The sequence below is a fragment of the Gardnerella sp. DNF01199S genome (assembly GCF_049244155.1).
In the GTDB taxonomy this organism is placed as follows: Bacteria; Actinomycetota; Actinomycetes; order Actinomycetales; family Bifidobacteriaceae; genus Bifidobacterium; species Bifidobacterium piotii.
Map to the genome: position 1 here is coordinate 86,220 of NZ_CP058380.1, position 24,281 is coordinate 110,500.

Annotated in this window: 20 protein-coding genes; 18 read left to right on the plus strand and 2 right to left on the minus strand. The window is 45.3% G+C overall.

Annotated elements, in window-relative coordinates:
* Window positions 1-14 precede the first annotated feature (14 nt).
* Together HXT45_RS00380 and HXT45_RS00385 are read left to right on the plus strand one after the other, a co-directional pair.
* A complete protein-coding gene (locus HXT45_RS00380) occupies window positions 15-1,064 on the plus strand; it encodes a glutamyl-Q tRNA(Asp) synthetase (RefSeq protein WP_032816068.1) in 1,050 nt (349 codons plus the stop codon).
* A 34-nt stretch (window positions 1,065-1,098) separates the two neighbouring features.
* On the plus strand, window positions 1,099-1,899 hold the full coding sequence (locus tag HXT45_RS00385) for a YggS family pyridoxal phosphate-dependent enzyme (protein WP_115761465.1): 801 nt from the start codon (window positions 1,099-1,101) through the stop codon (window positions 1,897-1,899).
* 49 nt (window positions 1,900-1,948) lie between these two features.
* On the opposite strand, the gene HXT45_RS00390 is transcribed toward HXT45_RS00385, so the two are convergent.
* Window positions 1,949-2,764 (minus strand): fumarylacetoacetate hydrolase family protein, encoded by an 816-nt coding sequence (locus HXT45_RS00390; protein WP_115761464.1) that lies wholly within the window; start codon window positions 2,762-2,764, stop codon window positions 1,949-1,951.
* A gap of 307 nt (window positions 2,765-3,071) precedes the next feature.
* Between HXT45_RS00390 and clpB the strand changes: the two genes are divergently transcribed.
* From clpB to HXT45_RS00420, 6 genes are all read left to right on the plus strand, one after another.
* Window positions 3,072-5,666 (plus strand): ATP-dependent chaperone ClpB, encoded by a 2,595-nt coding sequence (gene clpB, locus HXT45_RS00395; protein WP_032840367.1) that lies wholly within the window; start codon window positions 3,072-3,074, stop codon window positions 5,664-5,666.
* A 179-nt stretch (window positions 5,667-5,845) separates the two neighbouring features.
* Entirely contained in the window at window positions 5,846-7,186 is a 1,341-nt protein-coding gene (locus HXT45_RS00400) for a DNA recombination protein RmuC (RefSeq protein WP_016830016.1), read from the plus strand.
* 57 nt (window positions 7,187-7,243) lie between these two features.
* A complete protein-coding gene (locus HXT45_RS00405) occupies window positions 7,244-8,092 on the plus strand; it encodes a hypothetical protein (protein ID WP_421781814.1) in 849 nt (282 codons plus the stop codon).
* Between the two features lie 57 nt (window positions 8,093-8,149).
* Window positions 8,150-8,956 carry a TrmH family RNA methyltransferase gene (locus HXT45_RS00410; RefSeq protein ID WP_004114127.1) on the plus strand — a complete coding sequence of 269 codons (807 nt, stop codon included), beginning with the start codon at window positions 8,150-8,152 and terminating at the stop codon, window positions 8,954-8,956.
* An 83-nt stretch (window positions 8,957-9,039) separates the two neighbouring features.
* Window positions 9,040-10,044 (plus strand): ATP-binding cassette domain-containing protein, encoded by a 1,005-nt coding sequence (locus tag HXT45_RS00415; RefSeq protein ID WP_421781816.1) that lies wholly within the window; start codon window positions 9,040-9,042, stop codon window positions 10,042-10,044.
* A complete protein-coding gene (locus HXT45_RS00420) occupies window positions 10,041-11,045 on the plus strand; it encodes an ABC transporter permease subunit (protein WP_004114129.1) in 1,005 nt (334 codons plus the stop codon). Before HXT45_RS00415 ends, HXT45_RS00420 begins: the two co-directional genes overlap by 4 nt.
* Window positions 11,046-11,187: 142 nt before the next feature.
* Here HXT45_RS00420 and vly read toward each other — a convergent pair whose 3' ends face one another.
* Window positions 11,188-12,738 (minus strand): cholesterol-dependent cytolysin vaginolysin, encoded by a 1,551-nt coding sequence (gene vly / locus HXT45_RS00425; RefSeq protein ID WP_421781819.1) that lies wholly within the window; start codon window positions 12,736-12,738, stop codon window positions 11,188-11,190.
* Window positions 12,739-13,236: 498 nt separating this feature from the next.
* Between vly and gatC the strand changes: the two genes are divergently transcribed.
* The 10 genes from gatC to fbaA all read left to right on the plus strand — a co-directional run bounded on the left by gatC (window position 13,237) and on the right by fbaA (window position 24,208).
* On the plus strand, window positions 13,237-13,533 hold the full coding sequence (gene gatC / locus HXT45_RS00430) for an Asp-tRNA(Asn)/Glu-tRNA(Gln) amidotransferase subunit GatC (RefSeq protein ID WP_004114131.1): 297 nt from the start codon (window positions 13,237-13,239) through the stop codon (window positions 13,531-13,533).
* 2 nt (window positions 13,534-13,535) lie between these two features.
* Entirely contained in the window at window positions 13,536-15,077 is a 1,542-nt protein-coding gene (gene gatA / locus HXT45_RS00435; RefSeq protein ID WP_004131494.1) for an Asp-tRNA(Asn)/Glu-tRNA(Gln) amidotransferase subunit GatA, read from the plus strand.
* Window positions 15,078-15,109: 32 nt separating this feature from the next.
* Window positions 15,110-16,609 (plus strand): Asp-tRNA(Asn)/Glu-tRNA(Gln) amidotransferase subunit GatB, encoded by a 1,500-nt coding sequence (gene gatB, locus HXT45_RS00440; RefSeq protein ID WP_102704820.1) that lies wholly within the window; start codon window positions 15,110-15,112, stop codon window positions 16,607-16,609.
* A gap of 178 nt (window positions 16,610-16,787) precedes the next feature.
* Window positions 16,788-17,759, plus strand: a complete 972-nt coding sequence (locus HXT45_RS00445; RefSeq protein WP_020757990.1) for a GNAT family N-acetyltransferase — start codon at window positions 16,788-16,790, stop codon at window positions 17,757-17,759.
* A complete protein-coding gene (locus HXT45_RS00450; RefSeq protein ID WP_004105898.1) occupies window positions 17,756-18,070 on the plus strand; it encodes a DUF2469 domain-containing protein in 315 nt (104 codons plus the stop codon). Before HXT45_RS00445 ends, HXT45_RS00450 begins: the two co-directional genes overlap by 4 nt.
* A 103-nt stretch (window positions 18,071-18,173) precedes the next feature.
* Entirely contained in the window at window positions 18,174-19,793 is a 1,620-nt protein-coding gene (locus tag HXT45_RS00455) for an NAD(P)/FAD-dependent oxidoreductase (protein ID WP_421781822.1), read from the plus strand.
* Window positions 19,794-19,981: 188 nt separating this feature from the next.
* Window positions 19,982-21,904 carry a transcription termination factor Rho gene (rho, locus tag HXT45_RS00460; RefSeq protein WP_248901434.1) on the plus strand — a complete coding sequence of 641 codons (1,923 nt, stop codon included), beginning with the start codon at window positions 19,982-19,984 and terminating at the stop codon, window positions 21,902-21,904.
* A 291-nt stretch (window positions 21,905-22,195) separates the two neighbouring features.
* Window positions 22,196-22,693 (plus strand): Lrp/AsnC family transcriptional regulator, encoded by a 498-nt coding sequence (locus HXT45_RS00465; RefSeq protein ID WP_004131477.1) that lies wholly within the window; start codon window positions 22,196-22,198, stop codon window positions 22,691-22,693.
* 7 nt (window positions 22,694-22,700) lie between these two features.
* A complete protein-coding gene (locus HXT45_RS00470; protein ID WP_421782343.1) occupies window positions 22,701-23,078 on the plus strand; it encodes a chorismate mutase in 378 nt (125 codons plus the stop codon).
* Window positions 23,079-23,152: 74 nt separating this feature from the next.
* Window positions 23,153-24,208, plus strand: coding sequence for a class II fructose-bisphosphate aldolase (fbaA, locus tag HXT45_RS00475; RefSeq protein WP_004132305.1), 1,056 nt, complete (start codon window positions 23,153-23,155; stop codon window positions 24,206-24,208).
* Window positions 24,209-24,281: the final 73 nt, after the last annotated feature.

Here is a 24,281-nt window from a genome sequence, read left to right on the forward strand (position 1 = left end):
AGAAAGACGGAATAATGTTTTCAAAGTCAACTATTGCAATTGGACGTTTTGCGCCAACTCCTTCTGGGCGTATGCATATTGGCAATATGGTAGCAATGTTGGCTGCTTGGCTTTCTGCAAAATCGCAAGGTGGAAGCATGATTTTGCGTCTGGAAGATCTTGATATTGCGCGAATGCCGAAGGATGCCAGCGCGCGAGTTATTGACGATTTGCATTGGGCTGGTCTTGATTGGATTGGAGAGCCGACTTATCAGCATAATCGCAATGCTATCTACCAAGAAGCTCTTGAGGCGCTAGAATCTTTGCAAGACGACGACGGAAATTCCCTGATTTACCCTTGTTTTTGCTCGCGTTCCGATATTCGAGCGATTGCAGCTCCGCAAGAAGGCGACGGCTTTATACGCTACCCGAGTACGTGCAGAAATCTTCGCGAAAACGCGGAAGGCTTGGCGCAAATCGAAAAGCGTTTGCAAAATAATCAGCAACATTCTTTGCGACTTGCTGTTCCCTCGGATGATTCGCCGCAAGCAAATGTGAGTTTTATGGACGCGATTTTTGGCGCGCAATCGTTTAACATTAATCGCGATTTGGGAGACATGGTGATTCGTCGCGCAGATGGCGTTTTTTCCTACCAACTTGCGGTTGTTGTTGACGATGTGCTTTCGGGAGTAAATGATATTGTGCGCGGACGCGATTTGCTGCGTTCGGCGGCGCTTCAAATTTGGATTGGTGAGCTGCTAGAAAAATCGGGATTTTTTGCGGCTCATGACGTGCATTACGTGCGTCCGCAATTTGCGCACTTGCCACTAATCGATAACGCTCAAGGCGAGCGACTCGCAAAAAGTAAGCATTCTTTAGACGTTGGTGCGCTTCGCGAATCTGGATGGAGCGCCGAGCGCATTATTGGCTATTGCATGTATCTTTTGGGATACAAGAATCCTGAGCAAAATCAGCCTGTAGACATGAGCGCTGCAGATGCGCTTGCGTTGTTTGAAAACGACGAAACGCCGTGGGATTCTGTTCGCGCAAACCTAGCCGACAAATCCGTGCCATTCCTCGACTAAACTATGTATTTAGACTGATAGATTGGGGCAATAAATGGCATATATGACGCAAAAAGATTTAGCGAATACTGAGGTTGATTGTGTTCGTACGCGTCAAATTGCCGACGGCGTGCACATCGTGCAAGACACCATTGCTCAAGCCGAATCGCGTTACGGGCGCAAAGCTGGGTCTGTTACGCTGCTTGCTGCAACTAAAACGCGCGATGTTGGCGAAATCATGGCAGCGCTTCGTGCTGAAGTGCGCGTAATTGGGGAAAATCGTACGCAAGAAATTGTTGCAAAAGCCGAGATTTTACGCGCAGAGGCTGCTAAAGAAGGCTTAAGCGTTGGTGTAAACGGCGAAATTCCGCTCTACTTAATTGGTCAGCTGCAAAGCAATAAAATAAACAAAGTTTTGCCGCTTGCAAATGGGATTCAGTCGGTTGATGGCATTGATCTTGCACAAAAAATATCTGCTCGCGCGCAAAATTTGGGACTTTGCACAAACGTTATGCTGGAAGTGAACGTTTCGGGAGAAGCTACGAAATCTGGGTGCGCTCCAGAACGTGCGATTGACGAAGCACTCGCTATATCTAGTTTGCCATCGCTTAATTTGCGCGGATTAATGACGCTTGGAGCGCGCGTGAATGATGAAAAAATAGTGAGAAGTGGTTTCGCAAAATTGCGAGAAATTAGAGATTGCGTGAGTGAACAACTAGCGCAAGATCATGATGGAAACTCTGCAAAATTAGAGCTTTCAATGGGAATGTCCGGCGATTTTGCGTGGGCGATTGCCGAAGGTTCGACGATGGTTCGAATCGGTTCGGCAATCTTTGGCCCGCGCGCATTTGTGTAGTATTAAGTTTTGTCTAGCTTCTGATTTTTATCTTTTACTTTTATTGCCGTTACGCATGCATAATCACATTGCGCAGCGAACCAATGCCATCTACATGCACAATCGCTTCGTCACCAGCGCGCAAAGTTCCTGCTGGATACGGCGTTCCAGTCAAAATCACATCTCCTGGAAGAAGCGTTGAGAAGCTTGAAATCGCAGCAATTTGCTCTGGAATACTGTGGATTAATCGTGCTGTAGTGCCGTCCGCCTCTGTCACATCTTTACCATTAAGCGTAAAGGATATATGCGCGTCTCGCCAATTTAGCTCTGTTGTAATCCATGGGCCAAGTGGGCAAGAAGTGTCAAAGCCCTTTGCGCGCGTAAACATTGGGTCGCTGCCTGCGCAATCGCGCAAAGTCACGTCATTTACGCAAGTAAAGCCAAAAACATAGTCCATTGCAGCATCTGCCGACACATTTTTGGCGATTTTGCCCATAACAACAGCCACTTCTGGCTCAAAATTCATATCGTTCGAAAAAGCAGGAATAACAATCGGATCGTCTGGACCGACTACAGAAGTACTTGGCTTTGTAAAAATCACCATATCCGCTGCAGTATGCGACGCGGCCGCAGCAGAAGATGCGCGCTCTTCAGCAGAACGCGTATCGTAGTTTTTTGCCAATCCGTAGACTTTTGAAGGAATCACTGGCGCAAGCAGGCGCACGCCATCGGCATCTAACTCGTAGCGCTTGCCTGTTGGCTTAACTCCTTGAGGGCTTAGTGGATGACCTTCTAGCGCTACTAAATAATCCTTGCCGTCTGCTTCGTCTTTTTGAACAAACGCGTATTGAGGAACTTCATTATAGGAAAAACGTGCAATTCTCATATTTTTAAGATTACGACATATTTAATACTTATTTATTTTTGATACTTATTTATTTTTGATACTTATTTATTTTTGATACTTATTTATTTTTGATATTTGACTGACGACTTTGCGATTGACGACTTTGCTGCGGAAAAGTCGCAAGCAACCGAAGATTTAAGGAAACGCCACAAACATCTTGAAAACAAAACTTGAGTGTAGTAGACTCAAGTTTTAGAAATTGACAGAATGTGGTTTGAGTGTAATTGCAAAAATCGCACGCAAATCACCTAAAATCCGCTAGATAGCGGTGCAAATGGGGGTAAATATGGAACAAAAGTTTACAACCTTAGCGCAAGATGCATTAAGTGATGCTGTGCAAAGCGCGGCGGCAGCTGGCAATGCGCAAGTTGATACGTTACATTTGGCCGATGCCTTGCTTCGCCAAGAGCAGGGCGTCGTGCGCGCGCTTATTGCTCAGGCTGGTGCAGATGCGCAACAAATCGGAGCTGAAATTCGCAACGCATTAGTGGCATTGCCTTCATCTACTGGCTCAACTACAACTAAGCCAGATGCAAGTCGTCAGCTTTTAGCTGCGCTAAGTCAAGCCGAAAAAGAGATGCGCGAAATGGGAGACGAATACGTTTCTACGGAACACATGCTTATTGGCATAGTTGCAAGCGCGCCGAATTCTGTTGCAGATATTTTCAAAAAGCACAATGTTTCGGCAGATGCGTTGCGCAAGGCTGTGCCAACTGTGCGCGGAGGTGCGAAAGTGACAAGTCCGGACGCGGAAGGCAACTACAAAGCGCTCGAAAAGTATTCGGTTGATATGACTGCGCGCGCTCGTGAGGGAAAGCTTGACCCTGTGATTGGGCGCGATCAGGAGATTCGTCGCGTGATTCAGATTCTTTCTCGCCGCACGAAGAACAATCCTGTGCTAATTGGCGAGCCTGGCGTTGGTAAAACGGCAGTTGTAGAAGGATTGGCTCAGCGAATTGTTGCAGGAGATGTGCCTACGACTTTGCAAAATAAGCGTCTTATCAGCCTCGACTTAGCTTCGATGGTTGCAGGTTCGAAGTATCGCGGCGAGTTTGAGGAACGCTTAAAGGCAGTGTTGAAGGAAATTCAACAATCAGACGGTCAAATTATTACGTTTATTGACGAAATTCACACTGTTGTTGGCGCAGGATCTGCAGAAGGTTCAATGGATGCTGGCAATATGCTTAAGCCAATGCTTGCGCGCGGCGAGCTGCGCTTGGTTGGCGCAACTACGCTTAACGAGTATCGCGAGCATATTGAAAAGGATTCCGCTCTTGAGCGCAGATTCCAGCAAGTGTTTGTTGGCGAGCCTTCTGTTGAAGATACGGTGACGATTTTGCGTGGGCTTAAGCAACGTTACGAAGCGCATCACAAGGTGACGATTAGTGACGATGCAATCGTAGCTGCAGCAACGCTTTCAAACCGTTATATTACTGGTAGACAACTTCCAGATAAGGCGATTGATTTGGTGGATGAAGCGGCAGCTCACTTGCGTATGGAGCTTGATTCTCAGCCAGAAGAAATCGACGAATTGCAGCGCAAAGTTACGCGTCTTGAAATGGAAGAAATGCAATTAAAGAAAGCGGAAGATGCTGCTGCGCGCGAACGCTTAGAAAAGTTGCAGGAAGAATTAGCTAACTCTCGTGAAAAGCTTTCTGGATTGAAAGCGCGTTGGGATGCGGAAAAAGCTGGCCATAACAAGGTTGGCGATTTGCGAGCGCAACTCGATGCTAAGCGCGTAGAAGCCGACAAATTCACGCGCGAAGGCAATTTGGAGCAAGCAAGCCGTATTTTGTATGGCGAAATTCCAAGCATTCAAAAAGCTTTGGAAGAAGCGGAATCACAGGCTGCTAATGCTAAGAGTGAAGCGAAAGAGCCAATGGTTCCAGACCAGGTTGATGCTGATTCTATTGCTGGAGTTGTTAGCGAATGGACGGGTATTCCTGTTGGTCGTTTAATGCAAGGCGAAAATGAGAAGCTGCTAAACATGGAAAAGGAGCTTTCTAAGCGCGTTGTTGGCCAAAGCGAAGCAATCCAGGCTATAGCGGATGCTGTGCGCAGAAGCCGTGCTGGAATTGCAGACCCAAATCGCCCAACTGGTTCGTTCCTATTCTTGGGTCCTACTGGCGTTGGTAAGACGGAGCTTGCAAAGGCTCTTGCTGACTTTTTGTTTGACGACGAGCGTGCAATGGTTCGCATCGATATGAGCGAGTACATGGAAAAGGCTTCCGTTTCTCGTCTAATCGGTGCTGCTCCTGGCTACATTGGCTACGAGGAAGGCGGTCAGCTTACTGAAGCTGTGCGTAGGCGCCCGTATTCTGTAGTGCTTTTTGACGAAGTTGAGAAGGCACATCCAGAAGTATTCGACATTTTGTTGCAGGTTTTGGATGATGGTCGTTTGACTGACGGTCAGGGTAGAACGGTTGATTTTACGAATACGATTTTGATTATGACATCAAACTTGGGCTCGCAATTCCTTGTGCAAGAAGGCTTGGACGATACTGCTAAACGCAAGGCTGTTATGAACGCTGTTCACGCTGAGTTTAAGCCAGAGTTCATCAACCGTTTGGATGAGCTTGTTATGTTCCATCCGTTGAGCCGCGAAGAGCTTGGTGGAATTGTGGATATTCAAGTTCGTCAAGTGGCTGCACGCTTGAGCGACCGCCGCATTAGCTTGGATGTGAGTGACTCTGCTCGCGCTTGGCTTGCGGAGCATGGCTATGATCCAGTTTATGGTGCTCGTCCTTTGCGTAGATTGGTTCAAACGGAAATTGGCGATCAGCTTGCTCGATTGCTGCTTTCTGGAAAGGTGCATGATGGTGCTCGCGTAGTTGCGGATTGTGAGAATACTAGCGACCATGTGACCCTAAAGATTGCGTAGTGCCTGCATTCTTCAATGTAGCCAAATAATGTAGTCAAATAAAACAAAGCGCGCTGCTTGTTGGATTATTTTCCAGTAGGCAGCGCGCTATTTTGTTGCATAACGCTTATTTTTCTATGCAATAATACGCGTGTCTAATTATGTTTCAAAAGTCGAACCAGTAGTGTTTAATAGAACGTATGTTCGATAATATTGTGATGTTTGTTTTAATGGTGGTTGCTGTTGTAATAACCGCCATTGTTGTGCTGGCTATTGTTAAGCACAACTCTGGAACGCAAGGCGCTAATGGCGTAAACCAGCGCGAATTTAACGAATTGCACTCTCAGTATGAACAAGCGCGCGCTCAAGCGCAAGAAAATGGCAATCAGGCTATACGATATCGCACACAAGCAGAGCAGCTTGCTGAGCGATTGAAATTTGTTGAGTCTGAGTTGTTAAAAGCGCAGCAAGCAGAGCAATTGCGAGTGAATCGCGAAGAGCAATTGCGCACAGAGCGAGAAGAACGCGAACGGTTAAATCGTGAGAAAACTTTGAAAGAGCAAGGCAAAGTCTTGGAAGCGCTTGCTCCAGTAAAAGACAATCTCGAAGCTTTGAAGAATAAAGTTTCGCAGATTGAAGAAGGGCGTAAGCAAGAAATGGGTGCGCTGAACACTCAGCTTAAAGGCTTAAGCGAGCAGCAAGCAAGGCTTGACCGCGAAACAAGTTCGCTTTCTGCAGCATTGCGAAACAATAAGGTTCGCGGAGCTTGGGGCGAGGCTCAACTAAAGAATATTGTGGAATCTGCAGGTTTGCTTGAGCATGTTGATTTTGATACGCAGGTTGTTGTAACGGGAGTAAATGGCGAACAGCAGAGGCCAGATATGGTTGTGCATCTGCCAGGAGGCAAAACAATTCCAGTTGATGCAAAAGTTCCATATGCGGATTATCAGCGCGCTTGCGAAATCCCAGATAACGCAAGCGACGAAGAATTAGCTAGAAGAAGTGAGCTTCTAAAAGCGCACGCTAAGGCTTTGCGAGAGCACGTTAGAGCATTAGGAGCTAAAGCATATTGGCAGGCTTTTGAAACAGCACCAGACTTTGTAGTTGCATTTATTCCAAACGAAGCATTGCTTCAGGCGGCCCTTGAGGCGGATCCAACACTTATGGATGATGCTTTTGCGCAAAAAGTAGCCCTCACTTCCCCAGTTACTTTGTGGGCCGTGCTTAAGTCTGTTGCATACGCATGGCAGCAGCAAAGTCTTACAGATGACGCAAAAGAACTTTTCGATCTATCTCGAGAATTGTACGATCGCTTTGCGGTTCTTGGAGAAAATGCTTCAAAGCTTGGCGTATCTTTGGCAAGAACAGTCGCAGCTTACAATAAATTTGCTTCTTCACTTGAGTCTAGAGTGTTGGTAACAGCGCGTAAACTTCAGAAGTTAGACCAAAGTAAAGTTATTGCTTCAATAGATCTTATAGATTCCGATAAAGCTGATGTTAAAGAGCTGAGCGCTCCGGAAGTATCAGTAGAAGATCATTAAGCATAAAAACAACAAAGCGTCAAAAATTGAACAACTCTAAAGGCTAAGGAGTGCAAAATGACAGAATTACAAGAGGAACGCGCGGAACTTAAGCGCATGCTTTGCGCAGATATGAGTGCGAAACCATTTAGCGAACTGTTTTCTGTTACTTTTAATCAGCGAGGCTCCAAGTTGGTTGGAGATGTTCTTTTTGATGCGATTGAGAAAGCTGGGTATTCGTTAGAACGCGATGTTGACGCAGTTGGAGCGTTAACTGCTGCTGCAATGCCTATGGTTTTTGCACTTATTCATGCTGCAGAACGTAAAGGAATTGCACTCGACGGCTTTGTTATGGATTTTGTTTTTCCTGCAACAAAAGGTCCGTCTGTTAAAGGCAAGCGAGTATTGTTACTTGACTCTTGGCTCTCTGAAAAATCGTATGTTCAAACTTCTTCGCTTGTGACTTTACGACACGGAAATGAATTAAGTCTTGATTTTGGCATTGTTAATCAGCAAGGCGCGCAAATTCTTGCTATAGTTGCATTAATTGGTGGTGTTGACGCCGACGAACAAGGCACAAGGCATCTTCAATTAGTAAATCCAATAAGTGAGGAGAGTACTAAAATGGCATTTGTTCAAGCTTTCGATGAAGAAGAATTACGTGCAGATGCAGATCGCGACGATTGCTGCAACGACAACTGCTGTGGCGGTCATTGCGAGGTTAAATGCACTGGTGATTGCAAGCATGATGGTTGCACTGAGCCATGCTGTGAAGATAACTGCTGCGGTGGTCATTGCAAAGTAGAGTGCACTGGTGATTGCGCTCACGATGGTTGCACTGAGCCTTGCTGTGAAGACAATTGCTGTGGCGGTCATTGCAAGTCAGGTTGCACAGGCGATTGCGCAACTGACGGCTGCCAAGATTAGTTGCAATTACTAGCTGCCAATACTAAGAAAAAGTATTAAACGGAGCAAAACTCACACATGCACGAACCGAATCCAATTACTTTGGCTGCAAAAGCTTCCGATGAGCCAGAATTTCGACCTATAGGAGTTGGCCCATGGGAAGACGAGCATCCAGGTGAACCTCGTCCAGATAATCCAGAATCGCCAAATTATGATGCGCGGTTTAGCACTGAATTACTAGACGAAGGCGACCAACGTAACGTCCTAGACCGTTACCGGTACTGGAAAGTAGAAGCCATAAAAGCGGATCTCGATTCTAAAGGCCGTCATGAGTTTGAAGTAGCTGTAGAAAATTGGACTCACGATTTTAATATAGGCTCTATGGTTCGCACTGCAAACGCGTTTACTGCGAAAAAAGTGTATATCGTAGGGCCTCATAAATGGAATCGTAAAGGCTCGTTAATGACCGAGCTATACCAATACGTTGAATGCTGCCCAACTATTGAAACTCTAGTAACTAATTGGCGCGAAAATATGCTTAAAGAAGCAGAAGAAGCGCATCAACTTTTGCTTAAAGCACAAGCAGAAGGCAATAAAGAAGCCGAAAAAATCGCAAATATTAAGGAACAAGACGCTAAAAACGCGCGCGTTATAGCGCTCGACATTATTCCAGGCGCTGTTGCTATGGAAAACTACAAGTTCCCTAAACGTTGCCTTATGCTTTTTGGCGCGGAAGGTCCAGGTCTTTCTAAAAAAGCACTAGAGATGGCGGATGACGTTGTTTATATTTCGCAATTTGGCTCTGTTCGCTCTCTAAACGCAGGAGCTGCTGCGGCTGTTTCCATGCACGCGTGGATTGCGCAACATGCAGCACCAAATTGCTAAATATTAATTAAAATTCAACAGTCTGTACTCATAAACGCTTACATTTAATGTGTATTTTTTTTTATTTGTGATACTGTTAAGCTATGTTAGAATTCCAACATATTACAAAGCGTTTCGGCGCAAAAACAACGCTTAACGACGTTTCTTTCGTCGCCGAAGACGGTAGAGTCACGGGCTTTTTAGGTCCTAATGGCGCTGGTAAATCTACTACCATGCGTTGCGCGTTAAATCTTATTCACGCCAATAGTGGCACTTCTCTTATTGACGGAAAACCTTACGCAAAAATCGCATCCCCAATGATGGAAGTTGGAGCAGTTCTTGATGCAAAGTCTGCCCACAGAGGTCGTTCCGCTTACAATCACTTGTATTCATTGGCTTTAACTCATGGAATATCAAAAAAGCGCGTTGACGAAGTGATTGATATTACTGGATTATCAAGTGTTAAAACCCGCAAAGCAGGTTCGTTCTCGCTTGGCATGAGCCAGCGTCTTTCGATTGCTGCAGCGCTTTTAGCAGACCCGCACAATCTCATTTTGGATGAGCCAATTAACGGTTTGGATCCAGAAGGCGTTAAGTGGGTTCGCGAATTGTGCAAGTATTACGCAAGCCAAGGTCGAGCAATACTACTTAGTTCGCACTTAATGAGCGAAGTTGCGCTTACTGCAGATAACCTTGTGATTATTGCGCATGGCGAAATTTTGAAGCGTACAACAGTACAAGATTTTGTTAATGCACATTCGCAGCACGCTGTGCGACTTGTGACTCCAGAAGGCGAAAAGCTAAAGTCTGTGCTTGCTCAAAATCATCCTGAATGCAAGATTTTGCAAGATGTTCGCACTCCTCAAGACGTTCAAGAAGGCGAGCTCCTCAGAATAACAGGATGCGAGCTTAATCAGCTTGCTCGCGAAATTGCAGATAATCAAATCATGGTTTATCAGCTGAATCAAGAGCATGCATCGCTTGAGGAAGCATATTTGGCTCTTACGCATGGCCAAGAGCAGTACGTGACTAGGACTATTCCTTCCGGAAACTTAAATCCTGCTGAGCAAAGTGTAGCTCAATTTAATAATCAGGGGAGTGCAAAATGAGTGAGCAAGTAGCAAATCAGCAAGTGCAATTGGCTGAATCTAACGCACACCAATCTAATGCATATCAATCTAACGCATACAAGACTGGCCGTAGCATGAACGCTCAGCACTTACGCCTTACATTTATGCACACGCTTAAATCTGAAATTGTTAAGCTGCGCGGACTTGCGTCTACGTGGTGGTGCATGGCATTAACAATTGTTTTGCCAGTAATTTTCAGCTTTATAATCGCGCTTGTGCAGAAAGCAATGTCTAAAGTTGACATTAAGAATGGAGCAAATCAAAGTAAATCAAGCGCTGCAATTACTGTTGGACCGAGCGATAAAAGTGACCTTATTGCATCTCAAGAAAGCATTTTCCGCTTGGTCGTTAGCTTTGCTTCTATATCTTTGATTGTTTTGGCGATTTTTGCAGTGCTTGCTGTAACTGCGGAACATTCTACGACTTCAATTCAGGCTTCTCTTACGGCTGTACCTAAAAGGGGTATGTTCTTTACGGCTAAGTTTATTGCGGTTGCAATCTATGTTTTTGTAGCCCAACTTATTGCAATGGCAGTTTCTTTAGCTGCTGCAGAATTAGCTTTTATGGGAGATAACATTTCCGGATTATCGGGAAGCAACGTGTGGAAATTGCCGCTTACTCTGTTCCTTGGCTCTCCTGCAATTATGGTTGTTGTGTCAGCAATGGCCTACGGTTTTGGCATGATTTGCAAGTCAACTGCTGGCGGAATTATGTGCGTTATTGGAGCCGTGATGATTCTGCAGGCCATTGTTAGCATTATTATGCTTGCAAGCAATTTTGCGAAGTGGACTTCAATACTTATTCAGATTTTGCCAGGCAATGCTGCAAGCCAATTCTTAGGAGTCTCCGCTAGTTCTGGGCGGCAACTTCCACCAAACGCATATGTTTTTACATGGTGGCAATCAGGCTTGGTGGTTCTCGCTTGGGGCGTAGTCATGTATGCAATTGGCCACGTTGTTGAAAAACATCGCGATATTTAACTACAAATAATATTTAGCAACCAACAAGGGCTTTATCTCGTAACCGACTACAAGATAAAGCCCTTAATTGTATTCACTTATATTTAATTTATTATTTATTAAATTATCTTTATTAAGTTATTTTTTGAAATTGTGATAAGTATCAGTCGTTCTTCACAGTTTCAGCAACTCGTGGCCACAAGGTGGTGCCCCAGTTCTTGATTGTGCGCTGGCGAACCAGTGGCAAATCGGAACGGTCATATACTGTACGCCATGGTTCCCAAACTAAGCCAGTCTTTTCAACCAGCTTGATTCGTAGATTGTGTACATTTCCTTTGAACTGAATAGTGGTGTTGAAGTGAGCTGTACGATACTTGCCATTGCCTTCCCAAGCGCGAGAACGCACGTAAGGAGTGCCGTCAATTTCGGTGCCGTACTCATCCCAGTAGATGTAGTAGCGAGCTACGTAAGCTCCACGGTGATCCAAAGTCAAGTAGCCGTCGCGGTAGGAAGAAACCTTGGTTTCAACGTAATCGCTATTGGTTTGCAAAGTTGCTACTTCGTTATCCTTGACGAAGGAAGTGGTGTAAGCAATTGGAACTGCTGGGCTGGAGTTGCTCAAATTTGCGCCTTCTTGAATCAAAGCCTTCAACGTGTCGACGTTGCCGGTAATAACCTTGGCTGCACCGTTTGCGCTGCCGCCGAGAATTACAGCAGTTACAGAAGTGTTCTGCAAAATGCGGTGGAACTCGGTATTTGGCTTGATTTCAACACCCTTGATTGCAGCTTCAACAGCAGCCTGGAAATCGGTGCTCTTGCTGCGGGTGTCGAACTTTACGTACATTGAACGGCCGTAAGCTACGTTGGACACATATACTGGCGGACGCTTGCTGTCTACTCCGCGGCTCTTCAAGCTTTCTGGCGTAGTGCATGGTGCGAAGAAGTCAGCTGGGCTATCTGGAGCATCAACACTTACGGTGTAGTAGGTCTGCTTGAAGTTCACAATTTGAGTCTGCTTTTCGCCCTTGTGCACAGCGTCGAAATCAATCTTCAGCGGAACGCCAATCTTGGCGAAATCAGCACCAAACTTTGCCTTGAGCTGGTTCATGCTTTGTGCGCTTGCAGAATCGTACTGCATGCGAGCTGCAACATGATGGCTTGCAGCGTACTGTGCATTCCACTTGGAAACTAAGCCGTTCACTGCGGAAGTTACAGAGCTCTTGGTTGGGCGCTGAACAGTTACAGCACTTTCGCCGCCGTGGAAGCCTGGCAAATCAACGCTCAACGTGATTGGAGCGCGGTTTGCGGAAATCAGGCTTGGCATATTGTCCATCAAATTCTGGTCAGCGCGGAAAAGAGCACCTGGGTATACGCGATCATCGTTGGCGGAAGTAACCGACAAGTTTGAAGTTGTATTTGTGATGTTCTTCTTCTGATGCTCAACAACAACGAATTCATCGCCCTTGTTGAAGCTATCGCTAGAGAATTTGTTGTCAATGGTTTCGCCATGACGGGCGAGAATGTTTGTTTTATCGTATTGCAAATCCCACAAATAATTATTCAACGAGTCCTTCTTGGCTGCGCAAGATGCGGTTGGCTCAGAATCCTTAGCTGCAGGAGCGGCCATTGCTGGTGCTGCTAAGCATTGTGGAATAATAGTTGCGCCCGCGAGGAGCAACATTGCTGCATTACGGTAGAACTTTGTGTTATTCATATGTGTCCTTCAATTTTATATTTTATGTTATTTTTTATGAGATACCGTAACTTATTTGCTTCTATGCATGGAATGCTTCGCTGCATTAGCTTAATATCTCATAGCATTTAATTATTACATGCTTTTTTATTTCTGGGATAGTGAAATAAAACAAATTTTTTTATTCTGCAAATAAACGTATGAAGAAGGTTGGAATGCCAACATTCTTTTATTGAATTATTTCCATTTCATGGCGTGTTGACATGCATAGACCCTCGTCTTCACTATTTTATACTCGTTAATTTTATGAAAACTGTATGTGATAATAATTGTTATTTCGCTTATTGTCTCACTAATAAAATTTTTTTAATATTACACATAATTTTCCCTAGAAAATATGGATCGACAATCATGTTCTAAAATTGGGAAAATATTTCTACAGTAACGTGTGTAAATCTTTTATCAATATTGCTTTTTTCTTCTATAAGAAGGTCACGCATCACACATATAGTTGAGGTTATGCCAACATTCACACGCGAAGAAATTGAGCATCTGGGCGTTCTATCCCAGATTGCGCTTAGCGACGAAGAAATCAGTCGCTTGCAAGGCGAATTAAACGTCATTGCAGAATCTATTAACAAAGTGCAGGAAGTTGCTGGCGAAGATGTGCCACCTACTGCAAATCCAGTACCTCTTGAAGCGTATTTGCGCCCAGACGAGCCAGCTACGCCATTGACTCAAGAAGAAGCGCTTTCTGGTGCTCCTAGAAGCGAGTCTGGCATGTTTGTAGCACCTCGAATTTTGGGGGAGGAATAAACATGACTAATACTCAAGATTTAGTAAAGCTTTCTGCTGCCGATATGGCAAAAGCTGTAAAAGCTAAAGAAGTTTCTAGCCGCGAGCTTGTTGAAGCTCACTTGGCAGTAATCGAAGCAGCCGAACCAGAAATCAAAGCATTCTTGCATGTTTCTGCAGATATTGCACTTGAGCAAGCAGATGCTTTTGATAAAAAGAATGCTAATGGCGAAGCCGAAGGCTTACCTGAGCTTGCAGGCGTTCCAATTGCCATTAAAGACATGATTGTTACTAAGGGCATTCCTACTACTGCAGCATCTAAGATTCTCGAAGGCTGGATTCCACCTTACGATGCTACTGTTATTGAAAAACTCAAGGCAGCTGGCATGCCAATTCTTGGCAAGACTAACCTAGATGAATTTGCTCAAGGTTCTTCTACAGAGCATTCTGCTTATCAAACTACTTGCAATCCTTGGGATACCGAGCGCGTTCCTGGCGGTTCTGGCGGCGGTTCTGCAGCTGCTGTTGCTGCATTCGAAGCCCCTATTGCTTTGGGTACAGATACTGGTGGTTCCATTCGTCAGCCAGGCGCTTTAACTGGTACAGTCGGCGCAAAGCCAACTTACGGCGGAGTTAGCCGTTTTGGCGCAATCGCCATGGCAAGCTCGCTAGACCAGATTGGTCCTGTTTCTCGTACCGTTCTTGACTCTGCACTTTTGCAGGAAATCATTGGCGGCAACGATAAGCGCGATTCAACTTCGATTCCAGCTCCTGTTCCTCCAATGGCTCAGGCTGCGCGCGAGGGTGCTCGCCGCGATTTGAAGGGCGTAAAGGTTGGTCTTGTTAAGGAACTTAGCGGCGAAGGCTTCCAGCCAGGCGTTGAAGCACGCTTTAATGAGGCTGTGCAATTGCTTAAAGATATGGGCGCAGAAGTAACAGAAGTCTCCTGCCCTCACTTCCCTTACTCGCTATCTGCATACTACATAATCATGCCTTCCGAAGTTAGCTCCAACTTGGCTCGCTACGACGGCATGCGCTACGGTCTGCGCGTAATGCCACCAGCAGACAAGCCTCAAACTGCAGCAAACATGATGGCTGCAACTCGTGAAGCTGGCTTTGGCGACGAAGTAAAGCGTCGTATTATTCTTGGCACTTACGCACTTTCCGCTGGCTACTACGACGCTTGGTATGGCTCGGCACAAAAGGTTCGTACGCTTATTATTCGCGACTTTGAAGAAGCGTTTAATAAGGTAGATGTTCTAGTCTCCCCAACAAGCCCTACAACGGCATTCAAGTTTGGTGAGAAGATGAACGATCCACTCTCTATGTACATGAACGATATTGCTACGATTCCTGCAAACATGGCTGGCGTTCCAGCTTTGAGCCTCCCAGCTGGCTTGAGCGATGATGGCTTGCCTGTTGGCATTCAGATTATTGCTCCGCAATGCCATGATGAAAAGATGTACAAGCCTGCAGCAGCGTTGGAAGCAGCGCTCGAAGAAAAGTGGAGCGGCCCAATCTGGAAGTCGCTTAAAGCTGGTTGGCTCGATTCATTGGCTAAGTAAAGTGAAATAAAGCTTAAATAAGAAGGATTCTCATGGCTGAAAAACTTATGAAATACGCCGATGCTGTGGAGCAGTTTGACCCAGTTTTCGGCTTGGAAACTCACGTTGAGCTTAGCACGCGCACAAAGCTGTTCTGCCCAGCAGAAGTATCTTTTGGCGGCGAACCAAACACTCAGCTAACACCTGTAAGCCTTGGTTTGCCAGGCTCTCTGCCAGTTGTAAACAAGACTGCAGTTGATTACGCGATTAAGCTCGGTTTGGCGTTGCATTGCGAAATTGCTGAGTGGAGCCAGTTCGCTCGTAAAAACTACTTCTACCCAGATATGCCTCGCGATTATCAGATTTCCCAGTACGATAAGCCTACTAATGGCAATGGCTACTTGGATGTTGAGCTGGAAGATGGCACTGTGTTCCGCGTGCCGATTGAGCGTGCTCACATTGAGGATGACGCTGGTAAGAATACTCACGTTGGCGGCGCTGACGGTCGTATTGAAGGCGCAAATCATTCTTTGGTTGATTACAATCGCGCAGGCGTTCCTTTAATCGAGATTGTAACTAAGCCAATCGAAGGTGCTGGCAGCCGCGCTCCAGAAATCGCAGGCGCATACATGCGCGCTATTCGCGATATTGTTCGCGCTCTCAACATCTCCCATGCTCGTATGGAGCAGGGCAATATGCGCGCAGACGTAAACGTTTCGCTCCGCAGAAAGCCAACCGATCCATTCGGTACGCGCTCGGAAACTAAGAATGTGAACACATTCCGCGGAATCGAAAAGACGCTTCAATACGAAATTCGTCGCCAGGCTGCTATTTTGAGCGAAGGCGGCGAGATTTTGCAGGAGACTCGTCACTGGGATGAGGCAACTCAGACTACTGCTGGCGGCCGCGTAAAGTCCGACGCCGACGATTATCGCTACTTCCCAGACCCAGATTTGGTTATGCTTCACATCACTAAGGAGCATATTGAGCGCATGAAGGCCGAAATGCCAGAAATGCCTCGCGAGCGCCGCAACCGCTTGCAAAGCGAATGGGGTATTAGCGATCTTGAAATGCGCGATATTCTTAACGCGGATGCTCTTGATTTGGTTGAAGAAACCGTTAAGGCTGGCGCAAGTGCTGCAGGTGCTAAAAAGTGGTGGCTTGGTGAGCTTGCTCGCGAAGCAAACACTCGTGGCGTAACTTTGGAAGAATTGCCTATTACTCCACAAGATGTGGCGCAAGTTGAAAAGCTGATTGCAGACGGTAAGCTTAACGATAAGCTCGCTAAGCAAACTGTTGCATGCGTTTTGGCTGGCGAGGGCAAGCCTGATGAAGTTGTTAAGAAGCACGGATTTAAGGTTATGAACGACGATGGCGCTTTGGAAGCTGCTGTTGATGCTGCTCTTGCAGCAGACCCAGAGGTTGCCGAAAAGCTTAAGTCTGGAAATATGAAGCCAATGGGCGCTATTATTGGCGCCGTTATGCGTGCGACTAAGGGTCAAGCAGACGCTAAGGCCGTTACTAAGATTGTAATGGCAAAAATCAAAGGCTAGTTTAGATTAGCTTTTACTTTGCACTTTTTGCGCTTTATACTTTGCGTTTTAACTTTGTGTTTTATAGCATTGTATAGGGTGCAAAAAGTGCGATTTTATAACGCGGTTTTTACTAATCGCTGTAGCGCTTTTTGTAAGCTTTTGTAACACGTAAGTCGATTGTACGAAAAAGGTGAATATGCAAGGATTCAATGCTGATTCTACAAGCCACCGCGAGTTGCCAGAAAATATTACGATTCCACCAATCCGCGGCGAAATGGCACGTCTTAGGCCAGCAACAATCGAAGATTTGGCGCAAATGGACGCATTGCACGCTTTTGATGGAGCTGCCGTTATAACAGGCAAAGATTCGCAATCAGAGCGCGCGATGGTTCGCGCTTGGGTAAATCGTTCTGTGCAATGGTCTTCGGCTGGAATCAATGAAGCAAAATCTAATCATGATGCCGCCTCTAGCGACGCTCAATCGCGTCCAACAATCGCATGGTCAATTGTGCCAGATTTTATTGATGACTCCGAAAATGCTAATGGCAATATTATTGGAATGATATTTTTGATTGACATTGACGGTTGGTCTAAATCCGCTAGGATTCAAGTGATTCTAGGACGCGATTATAGGGGTCGTGGATATTCTAGAGACGCAATGCCTAGAGTTATGACTTACGGTTTTGCACCAAGCGAGGTGGGTCTTGCTTTGCACAGAATTTGGGTTGGCGTTCCTGCAACAAACACGCGCTCGCTTTCCGTGTACCAGTCGCTTGGATTTATGAAGACGGGAACAGCTCGCGACGCTTTGTGGGATTCTCAAAGCCAAAAGTATCAAGATTTTGTAGTAATGGATACTCTTGTAGACGAGTACGATGCGATTCGTTCACTAGACGCTTTTGGACTACACGTTATTGAAGATAATCCTGGCGTTTGCGAGGCTTTAAGCGCGCACGAACATTCGATTGCAATCCCAGTTAAAAATGGCGATTCGCGCAAGTCGCAAGCAACCGAACAAGCCGAGTCTAGTGTTAAGCAGGCAGGCGATTCCTCTAAGCGCGCATGGTGGCGTATTATAGGACGAGGCCGCAAGCGTGCTCAAGAAGACGACGCAGCGAATAAAGCTGCATCAAATACGCAAATCACGCCAACGGAAGGGAAGCAATGAGCGCCGAAGACCTCGACAATTACGAAACAGACGCCGAACTTGCGTTATACAAGGAATATCGTGACGTTATTAAGCTTTTTACGTACGTTGTAGAAACAGAGCGCCGATTTTACTTGGCAAATAAGGTTGATTTTAACGTGCGCTCCGCAGGTCAAGACGTGTACTTTGACGTTCAATTAACAGACGCTTGGGTGTGGGATGTTTACCGCCCTTCGCGGTTTGTGAAAAACGTTCGTATTGTTACGTTTAAAGACGTAAATGTGGAAGAAGTACAAAAAACAGATATTGATATTCCAGAATCTATCGCGTGATAAGAGTATACTAGTAAAGCTTATATTTAGATTTCAGTATAAATACGTGCTTGCAATTTTGCGTTTTTGACTTTATAAAGCGGTTTTTAGTTATGGAGGAAAATTGGCTGATACACAATCCCAGAAACAATCTGTAGTGATTATTGGTGGCGGTCCGGCAGGGTTGACGGCAGCTTGGGAGCTTGTAAAAGATGGCGGCTCTAGCCGCTACGATGTGACTGTTCTTGAGGCAACCAGCGAGTTTGGTGGCATTTCTCGCACCGTAAAATACAACGGAAACCGCATGGATATTGGCGGACACCGATTCTTCTCTAAAGACGATCGCATTATGCAATGGTGGCGAGATATGTTGCCTCTTCAGGGCGCTCCTTCTTACGACGATAAGAAGCTTGGCAGGCATCACGATTTAGAGGCTGGAGGCCCAGACCCAGAAGTCGAAGATGAAGTTATGCTTAAGCGTCATCGTGTTTCTAGAATCTTCTGGAATCATCATTTCTTTGACTACCCTATCTCTCTTTCTGCATCCACCTTGCGATCTATGGGCTTTGCTCTTACCATGAAAGTTGGTTTTAGCTACCTTTGGTCCATGATTCACAAGTTGCCAGAAACAAACCTCGAAAACTTCTACATTAATCGCTTTGGCAAAAAGCTGTATTCCATGTTCTTTGAAGGATACACCGAAAAGCTTTGGGGCAGGCATCCAAGCCAGATTTCTGCCGATTGGGGCGCTCAGCGAGTTAAGGGCTTGAGCATTGTTGAAGTTTTGAAGAACGCTATTTCTAAGCTTATGCCTAAAAAGAAGGCAAGTCAGAAAGAAGTTGAGACTTCTTTAATTGAGGAATTTTGGTACCCTAAGCTTGGTCCAGGTCAGCTTTGGGAGACTGTTGAACGCCGTTGCCGAGAAAATGGCGCTACTGTTTTAACTGGCTCTAAGGTTGTTGCCATAAAGCAGGCGGACGGCAAGATTTGCAGCGTTGTTGTTGAAAATCAAAATGGCGATCGCAGTGAGCTTCATGCAGATCAGTTCATTTCGTCTATGCCAATTAAAGATTTAGTTGCGTCTATTGAGCAAGGCGCTAATGGCGATGCAAATGCGGAAGTTCCACAAGACTTGCAAAAAGTTGCGTCTGGCCTTCCTTACCGCGATTTTGTGACTGTTGGCTTGCTTGTTAAGCGCATGCGTTTGCGCAACACTACCGACATTCCAACGCTTGGCAACCCACCTATTGTGCCAGATTGCTGGATTTACGTTCAAGACCCTGGCTACAAGGTTGGACGTTTGCAAATCTTTAACAACTGGAGTCCATACCTTGTTAAGGATGTTGATAATACCGTTTGGATTGGTCTTGAATACTTCTGCAGCGAAGGCGACGATTTTTGGAATATGAGCGACGAAGAGGCTCGCAAAAACGCCATTGACGAGCTGATTCGCATGCAAGTTATTGACAGCGAAGATGACGTTTTAGACGCTCATCGCGAACGCGTTCCAAAGGCCTACCCTGCTTACTTTGACACTTATGCTCAAATGCCTGAGCTTGTTAAGTACTTAGACGGTTTTGGCAACTTGTATTGCGTTGGTAGAAATGGCCAGCACCGCTACAATAACCAGGATCACTCAATGGCAACTGCTATTGAAGCTGTACAAAACATCGATAGTGGTAAGAAGTCTAAAGATAACGTTTGGTCTGTTAATACCGAAAAGTCGTATCACGAAAAGAAGTAACGCTTGTAACGTTTATAACGTCTGCATTGCCACGCGTGTGTTGTGAGTCGTATGAGTGTAGTAGCATACATTTATCAGCGATTAATACACATTGATATGTGTTTGTCGTTATATTCACAACGGATTTTCCGTAATCTTCCACGTAAAGCTCCAAGCAGTCTATCTTGGAGTTAGGGAAAGGCATAACTGTGGCAACAAGCCAAAATCTTGATGATATGAAGCTTTCGGAGCTTAAGGATCTTGCAAAGCAAATGGGTCTGCGCGGTACGTCTACAATGCGCAAGCCAGATTTGGTTGCTACGCTAACTGCTGCGCGCAATGGTGGGGATGCGCCAGCTGGCGTTAGCGTTCATGTTCCTAAAAGCACTGTACGAATAAATCGTGTTTCTCAAAGCGATGACGAAACGCAAAACAATTTGTCTTCGGTTGATTTGCACTCGAGCATTGATGCAAATCGCGATTTTGATGAATCTTCTGATTCAAGCAATGCAAATAGGAGTGAGCGTCATCGCAATTTTGCGCGCGACAATCAGACTCATCGCTATCGCAAAGAAAACTCTACAAATGTTACGAGAGAAGATAATACTCGTACAAATGCAAGTGCAAACACTGAACAAAATAATGGTAGTAATTTTGCTAAAACAGACGAAGTGGATGCTAATTTAGATCAGATTCTTGCCACTTTGCCAAGCGAAAAGTCTTCTGCTTCAAGTACTAACCGCAATTCGGAATCGCGCAGAATGCGTATGTCTAATCGCTCTAGCGAAGAAAATGATTACGATTCTAAAGCAGACAGATCTGATAGATTCCAGCGCAGAACGCGACGCGTTAGAGACGACTACGATTCTAAAGCGGAACGTGCAGAACGTGCTGAACGCTCGGAACGCTCCGAGATTCGTGAAGAGCATGAGGTTCACGAGCAAGCTCAACGCCGCGAAGAGCCAAAAGAAGAGCTTGTTCCAGTTGCTGGCATTGTAGATGTTCTTGAATCTTACGCATTTGTGCGCACTTCTGGCTATTTGCCTGGCCCAAATGACGTTTATGTTTCTATGAGCCAAATCAAAAAGTACGGCTTGCGCAAGGGAGACGCGGTTCAAGGCTCTATTCGCGCTCCTCGCGAGGGAGATCGCAGGAATCAGCGTCAAAAGTTCGTTCCTTTGCAAAGTGTTGACAGCATTAACGGCATGAGCGTAGAAGAGGCTCAAAATCGCCCACAATTTGCTAAGCTCACACCTTTGTATCCACATGAACGCTTAAAGCAAGAGACTACGCCAAATCGTATGCTTGGCAGAATCATCGATCTTGTAGCTCCTATTGGCAAGGGTCAGCGTGGCTTGATTGTTTCACCTCCTAAGGCTGGTAAAACAATCACTTTGCAAAATATTGCTAACGCGATTGCTGTTAATAATCCAGAAGTACATTTGATGGTTGTTCTTGTAGACGAACGCCCAGAAGAAGTTACCGACATGGAGCGCACTGTTCAAGGCGAGGTTATTTCTTCTACATTCGACCGCCCAGCATCAGACCACACTACTGTTGCAGAGCTTGCGATTGAGCGCGCTAAGAGGCTTGTAGAGCTTGGCCAAGATGTTGTTGTTCTTCTTGATTCTATGACTCGCCTTGCTCGCGCATACAATATTGCAGCTCCTGCTTCTGGCCGCATTCTTTCTGGCGGCGTGGATGCTCAAGCGCTTTACCCTCCTAAGAAGTTCTTTGGTGCTGCACGAAACATTGAAAATGGCGGCTCTTTGACTATTATTTCTTCCGCTTTGGTGGAAACTGGCTCAAAGATGGATGAAGTTATTTTCGAAGAGTTTAAGGGCACTGGAAACATGGAGCTTCGTTTGAGCCGCGATTTGGCAGATAAGCGACTGTTCCCAGCTGTAGACATTAATTCTTCTGGCACGCGCCGCGAAGAGTTGATTACTCCTGCTCAAGAGTTGCCGATTATTTATCGATTGAGGCGATTGTTTGGCGGACTGGAGCCAGAACAGGCTTATCAGACTTTAGTTCCGCGCTTAAAGAAGACCGCTTCTAATCGCGATTTTCTTTCGGCTATTGTTCAGCAAGCCAACAATTCCACAAATGGCGGAACAGGCGCAATCGCATAAACTTTACGCGTAAAATAAGAATCTAAATTAAATGCCTCTTGATTTAATAATCATGAGGCATTTTTAATAATCTCATACATAAAACATACAAAAACATACATAAAAATAGAATGGCCAAAAGTTTATATACGTAAACATGTGTTAAATAATGTGAAAAACCGTGATTTTTTATCTAATTTTGTTCTTTTTCATTAAAAAATACGATACGATTAAAGAGACTGCAGGGGGCGCAGCTAAAGTCGAAGAAGCAAAACAAAGATTTTGGATGCGCTGTATGAGGATGGAGGTCGCATGACGGGAAACTCTCATAGGATTGAAAACAATATTCCTTCTGGCTTGGAAGCCAGCGCGAGCACAGTTGCTCCAATAGATTCTACAGACGCAATCATTGTAGACATTCTTGAGCACGATGGTCGTGCAACATTAACCAAGCTAGCTAAAGCTTCTGGACTGTCTGTTTCCGCTGTACAATCCAGAGTTCAAAAGCTCGAGCGCAAAGGGATCATAACTGGGTATCGCGCTTTGATTGACTACGAGCGCAGAGGATTGCCTGTAAGTGCATTCGTTGCAGTTACGCCTCTTGATTTTGAGCAAGAAGCTTCCGTTCCAACCAAGTTGAAAGACATTGACGGCATTGAAGCGTGCTATTCGATTACTGGAAGCCCAAGCTTTATGCTTGTTGTTCGCGTTGCAACTCCTAGCAAGCTAGAAGAACTAATCAACACAATTCATCGTGTTGTTCCAGTTAGCACAGAAACAACAATGGTTTTGCAAACTTATTTTGACTAAAAATAGCATGTTCAACTTTTCTAAAGAGTCGATTGACGCACGCGAATATTTTGATGAATCGCATTGCAACGATTGCAGCGATTATAGTGATTGCAACGATTCAATGAATGAGATTTTTGCGCTGCGTCAGTCGATTGACAATATTGACAATGCAATTGTTTCGCTTCTAGCAGAGCGCTTTAAAGTTACGGAAAAAGTCGGAGAAATAAAAGCTCGCGCAAATTTGGCTACAGAAGATAAGTCTAGGGAAAATCGCCAGGCGAATCGACTTAAAAAAATTGCTGAAGAATCTGGATTAAAAGAAGAAATCGCGCTAGAGTATCTACATTTTGTTGTAGCTGCCGCAAAAAAGCGTCATCAAGAAATCAAATCTAATCAAATCTAGTCAAAAATAGTAAAATCTAGCAAAAAATCTAGCAAAATCTAAAAAATATGCGCGCTTAGAGTCATAATAAAAATATGACTATTGCAACCGTTGAACGTTACGCACAAATGCTTGATGCAGCCAGCAAAGGCGGATACGCCTACCCTGCGATTAACGTTACTAGCACACAGACCTTAAACGCAGCACTACAAGGATTTGCCGAAGCACAAAGCGACGGCATTATTCAAGTGTCTGTTGGAGGATCCGCATATTTTTCTGGCCAGTGCGTAAATAATCGCGTTGTTGGATCAATCGCATTTGCGCAATTCGCGCATCAAGTTGCTGCACAATACCCAAACATTACGGTTGCATTGCACACAGATCATTGTGCAGAAGCCTATTTAGACGATTGGATTAGGCCACTTTTAGCTTATGAGGCAGATCAAGTTGCAAACGGCAAAGAGCCGATTTTCCAGTCGCATATGTGGGATGGCTCCACAGTTAAACTTGAGCACAATTTAGACATTGCAGAAGAATTGCTAGAAGAGTCAAATAAAGCGCGCACGATTCTAGAGATTGAAATCGGCGCAGTTGGCGGCGAAGAAGACGGCCACAGAGCAGATATTGACGAAAAGTTGTATTCCACACCACAGGACGCTATGCGCGTTGTTGAGCGATTAGGTTTAGAAGACCGCGCAAAATATATGGCTGCTTTTACGTTTGGAAACGTTCATGGAGCTTACAAGCCGGGCGTTGTTAAGCTTAGGCCGCAGTTGCTAGACAACATTCAAAGCGCTGTATACAACAAGTACAAGCTTGATTTGTGCAATCGCAAGTTTGGTGTGCCAACAAAACCATTCTTGCTAGTGTTCCATGGCGGATCTGGCTCCACGGCCGAAGAAATAGCGCAAGCTGTAAAATATGGCGTTGTAAAAATGAATATTGACACAGATACGCAATACGCTTTTACGCGCGCAATCGCCGACCACATGTTCCACAACTACGACTCGGTTCTTAAAATCGACGGCGAAGTTGGTGCCAAGAAACTTTACGACCCAAGGTCTTGGGGCAAAGAGGCAGAAAAAGCAATGGCTCAGCGCGTTGTTGAAGCATGCGTGCAGCTTGGGTCTGCTGGAAAAGCTCTAAAATAGTGTAATCACAAATATTATTTGGCATTATTCAGCATTATTTAGCATTATTCGGTATTGGCTTTGCGCTAGTCTT